The sequence below is a fragment of the Terrabacter sp. GCM10028922 genome (assembly GCF_042666095.1).
Lineage (GTDB): Bacteria > Actinomycetota > Actinomycetes > Actinomycetales > Dermatophilaceae > Terrabacter.
Genome location: NZ_JBHTFG010000008.1, coordinates 40360 through 55340, shown reverse-complemented (window position 1 = coordinate 55340; position 14981 = coordinate 40360). Strand labels below are relative to the sequence as shown.

At 70.7% G+C, this 14981-nt stretch carries 16 protein-coding genes; 5 read left to right on the top strand and 11 right to left on the bottom strand.

What is annotated here, in order from left to right:
- Positions 1-119 precede the first annotated feature (119 nt).
- A complete protein-coding gene (locus ACFQU3_RS08695; RefSeq protein ID WP_385908730.1) occupies positions 120-1442 on the bottom strand; it encodes an extracellular solute-binding protein in 1323 nt (440 codons plus the stop codon).
- Between the two features lie 269 nt (positions 1443-1711).
- On the opposite strand from ACFQU3_RS08695, the gene ACFQU3_RS08690 reads away from it, so the two are divergent.
- From ACFQU3_RS08690 to ACFQU3_RS08680, 3 genes are all read left to right on the top strand, one after another.
- The gene (locus tag ACFQU3_RS08690; RefSeq protein WP_385908728.1) at positions 1712-2815 is read left to right on the top strand and encodes an ABC transporter ATP-binding protein; all 1104 of its coding nucleotides are present in this window, start codon (positions 1712-1714) and stop codon (positions 2813-2815) included.
- A 151-nt stretch (positions 2816-2966) separates the two neighbouring features.
- Positions 2967-3626: a Pr6Pr family membrane protein gene (locus ACFQU3_RS08685; protein ID WP_385908726.1), complete on the top strand. Its 660-nt coding sequence runs from the start codon at positions 2967-2969 to the stop codon at positions 3624-3626.
- On the top strand, positions 3623-4867 hold the full coding sequence (locus ACFQU3_RS08680) for a DUF4032 domain-containing protein (RefSeq protein ID WP_385908724.1): 1245 nt from the start codon (positions 3623-3625) through the stop codon (positions 4865-4867). The genes ACFQU3_RS08685 and ACFQU3_RS08680 overlap by 4 nt, the downstream gene beginning before the upstream one ends.
- A 21-nt stretch (positions 4868-4888) precedes the next feature.
- Here the strand turns inward: ACFQU3_RS08680 and ACFQU3_RS08675 are convergent, their stop codons facing one another.
- The 4 genes from ACFQU3_RS08675 to cysS all read right to left on the bottom strand — a co-directional run bounded on the left by ACFQU3_RS08675 (position 4889) and on the right by cysS (position 8985).
- A complete protein-coding gene (locus tag ACFQU3_RS08675) occupies positions 4889-5416 on the bottom strand; it encodes a vitamin K epoxide reductase family protein (RefSeq protein ID WP_385908722.1) in 528 nt (175 codons plus the stop codon).
- A 7-nt stretch (positions 5417-5423) separates the two neighbouring features.
- Positions 5424-6275, bottom strand: a complete 852-nt coding sequence (locus tag ACFQU3_RS08670; RefSeq protein WP_385908720.1) for a DUF929 family protein — start codon at positions 6273-6275, stop codon at positions 5424-5426.
- 252 nt (positions 6276-6527) lie between these two features.
- Positions 6528-7496, bottom strand: a complete 969-nt coding sequence (rlmB, locus tag ACFQU3_RS08665; protein ID WP_385908719.1) for a 23S rRNA (guanosine(2251)-2'-O)-methyltransferase RlmB — start codon at positions 7494-7496, stop codon at positions 6528-6530.
- A 1-nt stretch (position 7497) separates the two neighbouring features.
- A complete protein-coding gene (cysS, locus tag ACFQU3_RS08660) occupies positions 7498-8985 on the bottom strand; it encodes a cysteine--tRNA ligase (RefSeq protein ID WP_385908717.1) in 1488 nt (495 codons plus the stop codon).
- Between the two features lie 70 nt (positions 8986-9055).
- Here cysS and ACFQU3_RS08655 point away from each other — a divergent pair, with 70 nt between their 5' ends.
- A complete protein-coding gene (locus ACFQU3_RS08655) occupies positions 9056-9817 on the top strand; it encodes a hypothetical protein (protein WP_385908715.1) in 762 nt (253 codons plus the stop codon).
- A 149-nt stretch (positions 9818-9966) separates the two neighbouring features.
- Here ACFQU3_RS08655 and ACFQU3_RS08650 read toward each other — a convergent pair whose 3' ends face one another.
- The 5 genes from ACFQU3_RS08650 to ACFQU3_RS08630 all read right to left on the bottom strand — a co-directional run bounded on the left by ACFQU3_RS08650 (position 9967) and on the right by ACFQU3_RS08630 (position 13266).
- Positions 9967-10602, bottom strand: a complete 636-nt coding sequence (locus tag ACFQU3_RS08650; protein ID WP_385908713.1) for a hypothetical protein — start codon at positions 10600-10602, stop codon at positions 9967-9969.
- 91 nt (positions 10603-10693) lie between these two features.
- Positions 10694-11188: a 2-C-methyl-D-erythritol 2,4-cyclodiphosphate synthase gene (ispF, locus tag ACFQU3_RS08645; RefSeq protein WP_385908711.1), complete on the bottom strand. Its 495-nt coding sequence runs from the start codon at positions 11186-11188 to the stop codon at positions 10694-10696.
- Entirely contained in the window at positions 11188-11988 is an 801-nt protein-coding gene (locus ACFQU3_RS08640) for an SDR family oxidoreductase (RefSeq protein WP_385908709.1), read from the bottom strand. Before ACFQU3_RS08640 ends, ispF begins: the two co-directional genes overlap by 1 nt.
- 74 nt (positions 11989-12062) lie before the next feature.
- Complete coding sequence (ispD, locus tag ACFQU3_RS08635) at positions 12063-12704, bottom strand: 2-C-methyl-D-erythritol 4-phosphate cytidylyltransferase (protein ID WP_385908802.1); 642 nt, start codon at positions 12702-12704, stop codon at positions 12063-12065.
- A 79-nt stretch (positions 12705-12783) separates the two neighbouring features.
- Positions 12784-13266: a CarD family transcriptional regulator gene (locus ACFQU3_RS08630; protein ID WP_030199704.1), complete on the bottom strand. Its 483-nt coding sequence runs from the start codon at positions 13264-13266 to the stop codon at positions 12784-12786.
- Between the two features lie 295 nt (positions 13267-13561).
- On the opposite strand from ACFQU3_RS08630, the gene ACFQU3_RS08625 reads away from it, so the two are divergent.
- Entirely contained in the window at positions 13562-14083 is a 522-nt protein-coding gene (locus ACFQU3_RS08625) for a hypothetical protein (protein WP_385908707.1), read from the top strand.
- A 146-nt stretch (positions 14084-14229) separates the two neighbouring features.
- Here the strand turns inward: ACFQU3_RS08625 and ACFQU3_RS08620 are convergent, their stop codons facing one another.
- Entirely contained in the window at positions 14230-14913 is a 684-nt protein-coding gene (locus tag ACFQU3_RS08620) for a response regulator (protein WP_385908705.1), read from the bottom strand.
- Positions 14914-14981 lie beyond the last annotated feature (68 nt).

Below are 14981 nucleotides of genomic sequence, written 5' to 3'. Positions count from 1 at the left end.
TGGTGGGCCGCCACGGGCGAATCGTCGGCGAGGCTCGCCCACAGCCGGGGCGCGTGCGGCCCAGGGGCCCGGGGCCCGCGACTGGCGCGGACCCCGGAACCCTGTCAGGTCAAGGGAACTCAGCCCTTGGCGATGTTGGCCGCGATCTCCTTGGCGGCGGCGTCGAGCCGCGCCTTGGCGCCGGCCTTGCCGGCGATGATGTCGGCGGTCGCCTGGCCGAACGGACCCCAGACCGAGTTCATCGCGGGGATGTTCGGCATCGGCTTGCCGTCGACACCGGCTTCGTACCACGCCTTGACGTCGGGGTCGCTCGCGCTGACCTCGTCGTACGCCTCCTTGAGGGCCGGCGGACGCTTGCCGACCTCGAAGAGGGCCAGCTGGACGTCCTTGCGCGGGATGTAGTTCGTGACGAACTCCTGCGCGAGGGCGGCGTTCTTGGCCTTGCTCGAGACGTAGAACATCTGCACACCGAGGAACGGCTTCATCGCGCCGCCGCCGGCGAGGCTCGGCAGTGGGGCGATGCCGTAGTTGATGCCGGCTTCCTTGGCCTTCGCCACGCTCCACGGGCCGCTGATCATGAACGGCGCGGCCTTCGTGTCGAAGAGGGCGTCCTGGTTCGTGTCGTCGACGTTCGTCGAGAGGATCTTCTTCTTCCCGAGCTCGGCGAGGACCTCGCCTCCCTTGACGGAGCCGCCGCTGTTGACCAGCAGCTTGTTGGGGTCGTAGTCGCCGTTGTCCTTCGTGGCGAAGATGCCACCCTCGGGGAAGGCCGAGAGGTACGGGTAGGCGAAGTACGCGTTGCCGACCTTGGAGACGAACTGCGAGAGGACCTGCTTGGCCTTGCCCTCCTTGACGAGCTTCTCGCCGGTGGCGACGAGCTCGTCCATGGTCTTGGGCGGGTTCGGGACGAGGTCCTTGTTGTACATGAGGCCGATGTTCTCGACGGCATAGGGCACGCCGTAGGACTGGCCGTTGAACTTCGTGGCCGCGATGGCGTTCGGCAGGAACTTGTCGGCGACGTCGGACGCGAGGTTGACCGGGGCGACGGTGGAGTTCTGGACGAGCTCGCCGAGCCAGTCGTGGGCGCCGACGATGACGTCCGGGCCCTTGCCGACCTTGGTCGCGTCCTTGAACTGGGTCCGGGTGTCCGTGGCGATCTGGACCTTCACCGACACGCCGTTCTCGGAGGCGAACTGGTCGGCGTACTTCTGGACGGCCTTGGAACGGTCGGCATCGGTCCAGATGACGAGGTCGACGTTGGCGTCACGGACGGGAGCAGCGGTGCCGGTCGGGGTCTCGGGCTCACCGGTCGTGGTGGCAGCGGAGCTCGAGGAGCCGGCGCCGGTGTTGGACGGGGTGGTGGGGCTGGACCCACCGCAGGCGCTGAGGGCCAGGGCGGCAACACCCGTGACGGCAGCAGCGCCGAGCGCACGCTTGTGCATGGATTCTCCTTTGAAGCCAGGTGGCACACGCCGCCACCGGTCCGCGAAATCTAGCAAGAAGTTGCAACCCCGATCCACCCTCTTGCTGCAACTTTTTGCAACGTTCTGGACACGACCCAGATCAGCGCCCTCCCGCGACCCCAATGGACCTGGGGTGGCCAAGCCGCTCGGCATGGGCCATGATGACGATGCCTGCTCACCTGGGCAGGCAGCACCTTTACAACGGATCGTCCGGCACGTTCCTGCCGGTGAAGGAAGGCAAAGAAGCCATGGCAACAGTGACGTTCGACAACGCGACGAGGCAGTATCCGGGAAACCCGATCCCCTCCGTCGACAAGCTCAACATCGAGATCGCGGACGGAGAGTTCCTCGTCCTCGTCGGTCCCTCCGGATGTGGCAAGTCCACCTCCCTGCGCATGCTCGCCGGCCTCGAGGAGGTCAACGGCGGACGCATCCTCATCGGTGACCGCGACGTGACGAACCTGTCCCCCAAGGACCGCGACGTCGCGATGGTGTTCCAGAACTACGCGCTCTACCCGCACATGTCCGTCGCCGACAACATGGGCTTCGCGCTCAAGATCGCCGGCGTCGACAAGAGCGAGATCCGCAAGCGCGTCGAGGAGGCGGCCAAGATCCTCGACCTCGAGCCGTACCTCGACCGCAAGCCGAAGGCCCTCTCCGGTGGCCAGCGTCAGCGCGTGGCCATGGGACGCGCGATCGTCCGCTCGCCCCAGGTCTTCCTCATGGACGAGCCGCTGTCCAACCTCGACGCCAAGCTGCGCGTGCAGACGCGCACGCAGATCGCCTCGCTGCAGCGCCGCCTCGGCGTCACGACGGTCTACGTCACGCACGACCAGATCGAGGCCATGACGATGGGCGACCGCGTCGCGGTCCTCAAGGACGGTCTGCTCCAGCAGTGCGACACCCCGCGTCGCATGTACGACCACCCGTCCAACGTCTTCGTCGCCGGCTTCATCGGGTCTCCCGCCATGAACCTGCTCGACGTCCCTCTGACCGAGTCGGGTGCTGACTTCGGTGGCCACGCGGTGCCGATCGACCGGGGCCTGCTCGGCGGCGTCGGCAAGCACATCACGATGGGCGTCCGCCCGGAGGACCTCGAGGTCGCCGCGGACGGCACCGGCCTGGCTGTCACGGTCGACGTCGTCGAGGAGCTCGGCGCCGACGCGTACATCTACGGCTCGACCAAGGCGCACCAGATCGACATCGACGGCGACGAGGAGACGGGCAAGCCGTTCATCGCCCGCGTCGACGGTCGCCGTCCCCCGGAGAAGGGCCAGGTCCTGCACCTCAAGCCCAAGCAGGGTCACGTCCACCTGTTCAACCCGGAGTCGGGCGAGCGCATCGGCGACTGAGCGCGACGCGCCGACAGCACACGCAGCCGGGCCGGCATCCCTCGACGGGGCGCCGGCCCGGTGTCGTGCCAGGGGGGCGGCGGCTGCCGGCACCGGCGGGATGGGCCATGGGTCCGACCTATGGCTGCCCGCAGGCCCTAGGCTCCGACTCGTGACGCAGCCGAGGGTCGCTCGTTCCTGGCACGTCGCCACGTTCGTCGTGGCGGTGTTCGCCCTCGTGCTCCAGCTCTACCTCGTCATCAGTGGCGAGAACATCCTCGACTCGAGCGCCGTCACGACCGCACGGCCCGAGCAGGTTCGGCGCTACTTCTCCTACTTCACGATCCAGTCGAACGTCCTCGTCGCCGTGTCGATGTTCCTGATCATCCGCGGGCGCACCCACACCCAGCTCTTCCGGGTCGTGCGGCTCGCCTCGCTCGTCGGCATCACCGTGACAGGGGTCGTCGCGTTCATGGCGCTGCCACCGTCGCCGAGCTACACGACAGCCAACTTGGTCTGCGACCGGCTCCTGCACGTCGTCGTCCCGCTGCTGACCTTCCTCGGATGGCTCACCTTCGGCCCGCGCGCCACGGTGACCCGCGACGACCTGCTGCCCTCGCTCGTGTGGCCGGTCGCCTGGCTCGCCGCGACCTTGGCGCTCGGCCCGGTCACGAGCTGGTACCCGTACCCCTTCCTCAACGTCGGTGAGATCGGGTACGGCGCGACGCTGCTCAACTGCGCCGGCATCGCGGGGCTCTTCCTCGCGCTCGGGGCGCTCGCGCTGTGGGCCGATCGACGTCTGACGCGCGAGCGTGCCACGATGAGCGCGTGACCCTCGAGATCACCACCGCGAGACCCGAGTCCGCCCTGCTCGACCTGCCCTGGTCGACGCCCCTCGAGGAATGGCCCGAGTCGTACCTCGCCGCCCTCCCGCGGGGCATCTCCCGTCACGTCGTGCGCTTCGTCAAGCTCGGCCCGCGCGTCCTGGCCGTCAAGGAGATCAAGGACGACATCGCCGACCGTGAGTACGCCATGCTGCGCAACCTGCGCCGCCTCGACGTGCCCAGCGTCGAGCCGTTCGGAGTCGTGCACGGCCGCACGACGGCCGACGGCGAGCCGCTCGACGCGTGCCTCATCACCCGGCACCTGCAGTTCTCGTTGCCGTACCGCGCGCTCTACAGCCAGAACCTGCGGCCCGACACCGCCGTACGCCTGATGGACGCGCTCGCGCTGCTCCTCGTGCGCCTGCATCTCGACGGCTTCTGGTGGGGCGACGTGTCGCTGTCCAACACGCTGTTCCGCCGCGACGCGGGCTCCTTCGCCGCCTACCTCGTCGACGCGGAGACCGGGGAGCTGCACCCCCGCCTGTCCAACGGGCAACGCGAGCACGATCTCGACATCGCCCGGGTCAACATCGCCGGCGAGCTGATGGACCTCTCGGCCGGCGGCTTCCTCGAGGAGCACGCAGACCCGTTCGAGGTGTCCGCGTCGATCATCGAGCGCTACCACGCCCTCTGGGACGCGCTCACCGGCACCGAGCGCTTCGAGCTCGGCGACCGGTGGCGGGTCGACGAGCGCATCCGCCGCCTCAACGAGCTCGGTTTCGACGTCGACGAGCTGTCGATCGCGACCGACATCGGCGGCACCGAGATCGTCATCACCCCGAAGGTCGTCGACGCCGGGCACCACTCGCGTCGACTGCTGCGCCTCACCGGTCTCGACGTCGGCGAGAACCAGGCGCGTCGCCTCCTCAACGACCTCGACGCGTACACCGCCGCCACCGACCGTCAGGGCGAGGACGAGGAGATCGTGGCCCACGACTGGCTGGCGAAGATCTACGAGCCGGTCACGCGGGCCGTGCCGCGCGAGCTGACCGGACGCCTCGAGCCGGCCGAGATCTTCCACGAGGTCCTCGAGCACCGGTGGTACATGAGCGAGCGGGCCGGGCGGGACACCCCGATCGACGAGGCGCTGCGTGACTACGTCGCGACGGTGCTGCCGGCCAAGCCCGAGGAGAAGTCGGTGCTCGGGGTCGACACCGAGGAGATGCCCGTCATCAGCCGTCTCGACTGACCGGCACCGCCACGTATGCCGTCACTCCCCCTCGGCGCCGGCGGTGGCCCCACCGGCCGGGCCCGACAGGATCTGGCCGAAGAGGACGATGATCCAGAGCAGGAACGTGAGGACGTGGACTGCCGTGCACCACAGGCAGATCGCGTGGATCCGGTAGAGCTCGGCCCACACGAGGTACAGCGCCATGCCGAGGCCGATCGTGACCCAGCCCAGGCGAGCCGGGTCGAGCCAGCGCTCACGCCTGCGCCACGTGCTCGGCCAGCAGAGGCCGAGCAGCACGATGAAGAACAGGAGCCCGAGCAGCGCCACGGGCACCCCCATGAAGGTGCTCCACGCCGACGTCGTGACCTTCGCGCAGTCGACGACGCCGCCGATGCTGCACGCGAGGGTGGCGTTGGCCGTGAAGTGCTCGAACGTCAGGTAGGCCGAGACGAGCAAGCCGGCCACGACCAGAGCCAGCGAGACGGCTGGGAGCCATCGCGGCCGCTCGCGACCAGCGGGCTGCGGGTCGACGTCGGCGGTCGCGGTGCTGTCGCGCGGTGAGCTCACCGGACGGTCACCGCTTGAGCAGGACGGACGCCGACATGACGCCCTGGCTCGCGCACACGTTGGAGGGCTGGCCCTTCGTCTCCTCGCAGATCTGAGCCGTGATCAGGTTGATCGCCGGTGTGACGGTCTTGCCGATGTCGGAGCTCGGGTCCTTGATCCCGGCGATGATCTGGTCGTACGTCTTGCCCTCGAAGGCGTTGGCATCGACCGTCGCACCGCTCGTCGCGTGCGTGCCGCCGTACGAGATCCACGGGATGCCGCCGCCCGGGTTGAACTTCTGGAAGAGCGCGAGGTTCTCGCCGTCGAGGGTCTGGAGAGGCTTGCCCTCGCGGTCCTGGGTCTCGATGGCCTGGAAGGCGACCACGTCGCTCGTGTAGGTCGCGTCCTTGAAAGAGAACGTCGGGGTGTCGGGGTGGACGTCGGTGCTCGAGCTCGTCGTCTCGGTGATGCCGCTGAAGGTGCCGAAGCGCGACAGCGCCCCGATCAGGGCCCACCGTTCCATGGCGCAGAACGGGCAGTACTCGGCGCCGACGTAGAGGACCTTGGGCTTGCCGTCCTGGGTCAGGGGCGCGCCACCCTCGACCTTGGCGGGGGCCTGGGCGGGCGCCGGCGCCGCCGCGGCGTCGTACACCGTGGCGGGCAGCTTCTCGAGCGTCGCCAGCGCTGCTGCTCCGCCGCTCGCCGCCGGAGCGTCCTTGGGGCGGTTCGAGATGACGACGCCGAGGACCACGGCGATGACGACCACGACGACCGCGACCGCGGCCGCGATGACCTGGGTTCGCTGACGGTCCTTGCGCGCAGCCTCGGCGCGCAGCTGGGCCGCTCGGGCCGCGGTCTCGGCTCGGTTGCTCTTCGCCACGTATCCGTCCTTTGTCGGTCCCGCTGCACCACTCGCAGCGACTCTCGGGTACTACAGGTCGTAGTTGATCCCGGCAGAACTCTACCGATCACGCCCTGACCAGCGTCGCGGACCCGGTGGGAGTTCCCTGTGAGCCGCGCCTCCACCGATCCGTGCACAGATCGTGACGCAGCGGGTCCCACGTATGCCGTCGCCCCGGGACCGCGCCACAGCGGGCGACGCGCGTGCCGCGCACCCGCCGGGCGGCATACGTCAGCCGCGTCGCTGGCGCGCGATCTCGTAGAGGGTGACGCCCGTCGCGAGCCCGGCGTTGAGCGACTCGACCGCCGAGCTCATCGGGATCGAGACGATCTGGTCGCAGGTCTCGCGCACGAGACGCGAGAGACCCTTGCCCTCCGAGCCGGTCACGATGACGAGCGGCTCCGACGCGAGCGCCAGGTCCGGCAGCTCGACGTCGCCGTCCATGTCGAGGCCGAGGATGAAGAAGCCGGCCTTCTTGAACTCCTCGAGCGCGCGGGTCAGGTTGCTCGCCCGCGCGACGGGGATGCGGGCCGCGGCCCCGGCCGACGTCTTCCACGCCGACGCGGTCATGCCGACCGAGCGGCGCTCGGGCACGACGACGCCGTGGCCGCCGAACGCCGCGACGGAGCGCACGATCGCGCCGAGGTTGCGCGGGTCGGTGATGCCGTCGAGCGCGACGACGAGCGGGATGCCGGGCATCTCGGGGTCGACGAGGTCGTTCGGATGGGCGTAGTCGTAGGGCGGCACCTGCAGGGCCATGCCCTGGTGCACGCCGCCGTCGGTGAGCCGGTCGAGCTCGCCGCGCGGCGTCTCGAGGATGGCGAGCCCGCGCTCGGTCGCGAGCTTGAGCGCCTCCCTGACGCGGTCGTCGGTGTCGATGCGCGTGGCGATGTACATCGTCGCCACCGGGACGTCGGCGCGCAGGGCCTCGACGACCGAGTTGCGGCCGTAGACCATCTCGCTCGAGGCCTTGGACCGTCGGGCCGGACCACGGCCGGCGGTGGCTCCCGATCCTCCGAGTCCACCGGAGCGCTTGGCCACGGCTCTGGCCCGCTTGTGCGCCGGGTGGTACTCGCGGTCGGCGGCCTTGGGCGTCGGGCCCTTGCCCTCGAGCCCGCGGCGGCGCTGGCCACCCGAGCCAACGGTGGCGCCCTTGCCGCTCTTGCGGACCGCGCCGCGACGCTGGGAGTTGCCTGGCATGTCAGCCCTGTGCCTTCTCGGCCCCGAGGGCCGCGTTCGTGGAGTCGGGGTCGGCCGTGCCGCGCGACGGGCGCGCGAGCGACCACTGGGCCCCGGACGGGGTGTCGGTGATCTCGATGCCGACCGAGCTGAGGGTGTCGCGGATCTCGTCGGCCCGGGCGAAGTCGCGCTCCTGACGGGCCGCCTGGCGGGCGTCGAGCTGGGCGCGCACGAGCGCCTCGAGCGCCGCCGCAGCGGCGGCGTCCTCGCCGTTGCCGCCGGCGCCCCAGTGCGGGGCGAGCGGGTTGACGCCGAGCACGTCGGTCATGGCGACGACGGCGCCGGCAGCGGCGAGCGCCGCCTCGTCGTCGTCCTCGTCGAGCGCACTGTTGCCGGCGCGGACCGTGTCGTGGACGACGGCCAGCGCACCGCTGACCCCGAGGTCGTCGTCCATAGACTCGACGAACGCGGCCGGCAGGTCGGCCACGGCCACGGCCGCGATCGTGCCCCGACGACCGGCCCTCTCGAGGAAGCCCTCGATGCGCTCGACCGCCGCGGCCGCCTCATCGAGCGAGCCGGGGTGGTACTCGATCATCGAGCGGTAGTGCGCGGCCGTGAGGTAGTAGCGCAGCACGATCGGCCGCGTACCCTCGAGCAGGTGGCGCACCTCGAGGGAGTTGCCGAGCGACTTGCCCATCTTCTGGCCCTTCACCGTCACCCAGGCGTTGTGCAGCCAGTAGCGGGCGAAGCCGAGACCGGCCGCGCGCGACTGCGCCTGCTCGTTCTCGTGGTGCGGGAAGCGCAGGTCGATGCCGCCGCCGTGGATGTCGAACTCGTCACCGAGCCAGCGACGCGCCATCGCCGAGCACTCGAGGTGCCAGCCCGGGCGGCCCACACCGAACGGCGTCGGCCAGGAGGCGCTCTCGGGCTCCTCGGCCTTGCGGCCCTTCCAGAGGGCGAAGTCGCGCGGGTCGCGCTTGCCGCGCGGGTCGGCGTCCTCGGCCGCGACCATGTCGTCGAGCGACTGGTTGGACAGTGAGCCGTACTCCGGCCAGGAACGCACGTCGAAGTACACGTCGCCGCTGCCGTCGGGGGCGGCATACGCGTGGCCCTTCTCGATGAGCGTCTCCATGAGGGTGACCATGTCGGGCACGTGCCCGGTGGCGCGCGGCTCGTAGGTGGCCGGCTCGACCCCGAGCGCGTCGAGCGCCTCCGTCGTCAGGCGCTCGTTGCGGTAGGTCAGGGCGAACCAGTCCTCACCCGCCTCGGCCGCCTTGCGCAGCACCTTGTCGTCGATGTCGGTGACGTTGCGCACGAGGGTCACCTCGTAGCCGTGCCCGGTCTCGAGCCAGCGGCGGAGAACGTCGAACGCGACGGCGAAGCGGATGTGCCCGATGTGCGGGGCCCCCTGCGTCGTGAGCCCACAGATGTACATGCCGACCTTGCCCGCCTCGCGCGGCGTGAAGTCGCGCAGCTCTCGGGTCGCGGTGTCGAACAGTCGTAGGCTCACCCGCCGAAGTCTATCGGCGCGCCACACCACGCCCGACCAGACGAGCAGCCGGGCCGTTACGCTCGGCGGCATGGCGGAACCGCGGCTGACGAGCTACGAGCGGCTCGACGGTTCCGAGGTGCGCGCCGTCATCTCCTACCTCGGCGAGCGCATCGACACGTACCTGCCGCGACACCCCGGCCTGCGTGCCGCGACCGACCAGCTCGGCACGATCGCCGACAGCCTGCTCGACCGGCGCCGGCGCGCACCGGGGCAGCGAGCGGCCCTGGTCTGGACGTCTCGCGCTCTCATCATCGTGGTGCTGGCCGTGTCGCTCGTCGCCGTCGTCATCGCCGTTCGCGACGCCGTCGACAAGGTGGAGTCGATGGCGGCCTTCCAGTGGCTGCCCGTCGTGGAGAGCCTCATCAACGACCTCGTCTTCGCAGGCATCGCGATCTGGTTCCTGCTCTCCCTCGCCGACCGAGTCGTACGCAACGACCTGATCCGCCGGCTGCACCGGCTGCGGTCGCTCGCGCACATCATCGACATGCACCAGATGAGCAAGGACCCGGCTGCCCTGCTGCCCGACATCGGGCTCGGCAAGATCGCCGCAGGCGACGTCGTGAGCCCGCGCACGATGTCGGTGCGCGACTACGCCCTCTACCTCGACTACTGCTCCGAGCTGTTGTCGCTCACCTCCAAGGCCGCCGCCCTCTGCGCCGAGGAGTCGACCGATGCGCTCGTGCTCGACACGGTGAGCGAGATCGAGAACCTCACGACCGGCATGAGCCGGAAGATCTGGCAGAAGATCAGCCTGCTGCGCGACGAGCAGCCTCCTACACCGCGCGCCTGAGACCTGTCCGTCTTCGGACGACACCGTCATCAAGGTCGTCGAGAACTCGAGGTCGTCGAGACCGGACCGGCAGTCGCGGCACGGTCAAGGGGGTGACGCCGACGCGCCGAGGCCCTCGGCGCCGACGCGTCGAGGGCCTCGGCGGGGCATCACGCGTCGCGGTCACCACGACGCAGCGAGTCGCGGTCGCCGTGGTCCACTTCGTCGCGCTCGAGCACGTCGCGCCTGTCGGAGTCTCGGCGGTCCTCGCGTGCGTCGCGGTCCATGGGCTCCCGGGTGGTGCCGCGGCCCGAGTCCCGGCCGGACGCTCGCTCCGGCGACCCGTCGAAGCGCCGGCCGTCCTCGTCGAGGCGGTTGCCGTGCTCATCGAGGCGGTTGCCGTGCTCATCGAGGCGGTTGCCGTGCTCATCGACTCGGTAGCCCTCCTTGTCGGTGCGCACGTCGGGGTCGTGCAGGTCGGCCTCGCGCAGCTGCTCGTCTCGCTCACGGCGAACCGACGCGGCGCTGCCGGACCGCTCCCGCGCCTCGGCCGCCAGGCGCTCGGCCTCGAGCTGACGCTTCTGCGCCTCTGCGCGTGCCAGCTCCGACCGTGCCCGCGCCTCAGTTGCGCTCGCCTCCCGCTCGCGCAGGTCGTGGTCGTGCTCGGAGGCCTTCTCCCTGATCTCGGCCGCCTTCTCACGCTCGGCCTCCACCCGCCGCCCCCGGCTGCGGGACATCAGCAACGCGATGATGGCGATCACGACGATCACGGCCACGACGATCCAGATGATGGTGCTCGTTTGCATGCCGTCCTCCTCGTAGAACCCACGGGCGACGTCAAGCCGCTCCACCTCCCGGCGTACCCGTCTCGCTGGCAGCCCAAGCGCCGGGAGCCGGTCAGGCAGCTGCACCACCGACGACGAGCGCGGTGGCGACCGCAGCGACGCCCTCGCCGCGGCCGGTGAGGCCGAGACCGTCGGTGGTCGTGCCGCTCACCGACACGGGTGCACCCGCAGCCCCGGAGAGCGCGGCCTCGGCCTCGGCGCGGCGCGTGCCGACCTTGGGACGGTTGCCGACGACCTGCACGGCGATGTTGCCGATCTCGAAGCCGGCCTCCCGTACGAGCCGCGCCGCCTCCGCGAGCAGCGTGAGGCCGGAGGCGCCGGCGAGCTCGGGTCGCGACGTGCCGAAGTGGGCCCCGAGATCGCCGATGCCCGCCGCGGAGAAGATCGCGTCGCAGGCCGCGTGGGCGGCGACGTCGGCGTCGGAGTGGCCCTCGAGGCCTCGCTCACCCGGCCAATGGAGTCCGCCCACCCACAGCTCACGGCCCGAGCCCTCGCGCGCGAAGGCGTGGACGTCGACGCCGACCCCGACGCGTGGGAGCCCGGCCATCACGCGTCCTTCCAGTCGATCGGGCCGCGGTGCACCTTGTGCGGCGCGGCCTGGGCAACCGGCTTGATGACCATGGTGTCGAGATTGACGTGCTGCGGCAGTCCGACCGCGAAGCCGACGCACTCCGCGACGTCGTCGGCCGTGAGCGGCCGGTCGACGCCCTCGTAGACCTTGTCGGCGGCCGCCCGGTCGCCGTGCAGGCGTGTCAGCGAGAACTCCTCGGTGCGCACCATGCCGGGCCGGATGTCGATGACGCGGATGTTCTCGCCGTTGAGCTCGAGGCGCAGCGTCTCGGACACGACCGAGGTGCCGTGCTTGGCCGCGACATAGCCGCCCCCGCCCTCGTAGACGCGCTCCCCCGCGATGGAGCTGACGTCGACGATCGTGGCCCGTGCCGAACGGCGCAGCAGCGGCAGCACGGCCTGGGTGACGCGAAGCGTGCCGACGACGTTCGTGGCGTACATCTGTTCCCACTCGGCCGGGTCGGCGTCCTCGACGCGGGTCACGCCGAGCGCGCCGCCCGCGTTGTTGACGATGACGTCGCAGCGGTCGAGCGAGCCGACTCCGGCGGTCACCGACTCGGGGTCCGTGACGTCCATGACGAGCGCCCGCGCGGACCCAGCCTCGCCCTCGATGCCGGCCACGACCTCGTCGAGCTTCTCGCGGCGGCGTCCCGCGACGACGACGTCGAAGCCGTCACGCGACAGGCGCCTGGCGATGGCGGCGCCGATGCCGGTGCCACCCCCGGTGATGAGGGCGGTGGGTCGGGCCTGGCCGGTGCTCGGGTGCTCGCTCGTCACCCCGCCGAGGATAGGGGCTCCCCGTTCGATGTATCAGCGCGGCCCAGGGGCCGCGCTGATACATCGAACCGGCGTCAGGGGGTGCCGAGGAGGCGGGCGGCGGCGTCGAGGTCGGCGGGCGTCGTCACCTTGAGCGCGCGGGGGTCGCCTTCGACGACGAGGACCCGCTCGCCGAGGCGCTCGACGAGGCCGGCGTCGTCGGTGGCGTCGCTCGACACGGCGTGCGCCCGTTCGAGCACGTCGCGTCGGAAGCCCTGGGGCGTCTGCACCGCCCGAAGAGCCGAACGCTCGGGCGTCCCCACCACGAACCCGTGCTCGTCGACCTGCTTGATCGTGTCGACGACCGCGGTCCCCGGCACGACCGCGACGGCTCCGGCGGCCACTGCCGCGACCACCCGGTCGAAGACCTCGACCGGTGTCAGGCAGCGCGCGGCGTCGTGGACGAGCACGATGTCGACCTGCGCGCCGAGGGCCCGCAGACCGGCTGCCACGGAGTCGCCGCGCGCCGCCCCGCCCACGACTGCGGTCACGCGGCTCGTCGACGCGGCCTCACGGCATACCTGCTCGGCGATGGACCGCGCGTCCGCGCGGTGGGACTCGGGGGCGACCACGACGACCTCGACGACGGCCGCACACGACAGGACCCCCCGCAGGGCGTGCTCGAGGAGGGGCACGCCGGCGAGGGGCACGAACGCCTTGGGGACTCCCGCCCCCAGACGTGAACCGGAGCCGGCCGCGACGACGATGACGCCGACGCGACCGGCTCCGGTCTCGCTGTTCAGAATGCTGCTCGACTCAGGACGCGAGGACCTCGTCGAGGATGGTCTCGGCCTTCTCCTCGTCGGTCTTCTCTGCGAGCGCGAGCTCGGAGACGAGGATCTGGCGGGCCTTGGCGAGCATCCGCTTCTCGCCGGCCGACAGACCGCGGTCCTGGTCACGGCGCCAGAGGTCACGAACGACCTCCGCGACCTTGATGACGTCGCCCGACGCCAGCTTCTCGAGGTTTGCCTTGTAGCGACGCGACCAGTTGGTCGGCTCCTCGGTGTGCGGGGTGCGCAGCACCTCGAACACCCGATCCAGACCCTCCTGGCCGACGACGTCGCGGACGCCCACGAGGTCGCAGTTCTCGGCGGGCACTTCGATCGTCAGGTCACCCTGAGCGACCTTGAGCTTCAGGTAGAGCTTGTCCTCTCCCTTGATCGTGCGTGTGTTGATCTCTTCGATCAGTGCAGCCCCGTGGTGGGGGTACACGACCGTCTCGCCGACCTTGAAAACCATGTGCTGTTTTCCCCTTTCGCGACCTCCAGATTATCACGAAGCTGTGCACATCGCGATCTCAGGATCTGGCATCGCCGCAGGTCAGAGCCACTGTGGGGGTCCATCAGGTGGTTCGTGACGTCTTGACAGACCGCCATTCGGCGTGCATCGGGCCGGCCGTCCACGTCCTCGGGGCCTGCTCCGGGAGGACTTCGCGGCCGCGCCACGGGCCGGTCTCCCGGGCCGTTCCGGCGGGACTCGCCGCCGTGCGGAGGCGCACGGCTCGCGGCAACGGCTCGCCGGTAGGCTGTCGCCCGTGAACCGTCGACTCCCCGCCCTGACCGCCGCGCGTCGCCCGTCCACCCGCCGGGTGTCGACGATCCTCGCCGGCGTGGCCCTCGCCGCCGTGACGACCGGATGCCAGGTCAGCAACCCCGTCCAGACCGACAACGCCTACGTCCCGGCCGACGGCGTGCCGGCCACCGTCGGCCAGCTCGCCGTGCGTGACCTCGCCCTGGTCGGCGACGGCACCGGCACGGTGGTCGTCTCGGGCTCGGCGATCAACCTCGGCAACGACACCATGACGGTGCAGATCGCGCCGCAGGCCGGTGCCGACGCCGCGGCGCCGCCGTCGGGCTCGGAGCTCGAGCTCGCCCCGCGTGAGCAGGTCAACCTCACGACGAAGGGGCTGCAGCTCAGCGACGTCAAGACCAAGCCGGGCGGCCTCGTCCCCGTCGTCGTCACGTCGAGCTCCGGCGGCACGACGGTCGTCAAGGTGCCGGTCCTGCCCGCGAAGGGCTACTACGCCACGGTCACCCCGGCGCCCACCGGCAGCTGACACCCACCGACCTCCCGACGTTTCCGACGACCGGCCCGCCTCGCGGTGGGCCGGTCGTGGAGTGTGGGGCCGTATGCCGGGTGGTGCGGCGACGCCGCGGTGACGGCGGGGCGGCGTGACGGCACCCCACGGCATACGGTGGCGGCTCAGCTGGCCTCGAACTTGTAGCCGAGCCCCCGCACGGTGACGATGTGCACCGGGTTGGCGGGGTCGGGCTCGATCTTGGCGCGCAGGCGCTTGACGTGGACGTCGAGCGTCTTCGTGTCGCCGACGTAGTCGCTGCCCCAGACACGGTCGATGAGCTGCATGCGGGTCAGGACGCGCCCGGAGTTGCGCAGCAGCATCTCGAGCAGCTCGAACTCCTTGAGCGGCAGGGCCGCCGACCGGCCCTGGACGCTCACGGTGTGGCGTTCGACGTCCATCCGCACCGGTCCGGCCTCGAGCGTCGAGGGCAGCAGGTCCTCGGGCTCCGCGAGGCGGCGCAGGACCGCCTTGACGCGCGCAAGCAGCTCGCGGCTCGAGTAGGGCTTCGTGACGTAGTCGTCGGCGCCGATCTCGAGGCCCACGACCTTGTCGATCTCGCTGTCCTTGGCCGTCAGCATGATGACCGGGACCGAGGAGCGCTGACGCAGCGCGCGGCACACGTCGACGCCGGACAGGCCGGGCAGCATGAGGTCGAGCAGGACGAGGTCGGCGCCGTTCTTGTCGAACTCGGCCAGGCCGTCGGGCCCGGTCTCGGCGACCGCGACGTCGTAGCCCTCCTTCTTCAGCAGGTAGGACAGCGGGTCGGAGAACGACACCTCGTCCTCGACGATGAGAATGCGACTCAAGGCGGGCCTCTCGGGGTCAGGCAGCGTAGGGCTGGTGGTTGCTCAGGCTGGTGATCAAGGTGGAGCGC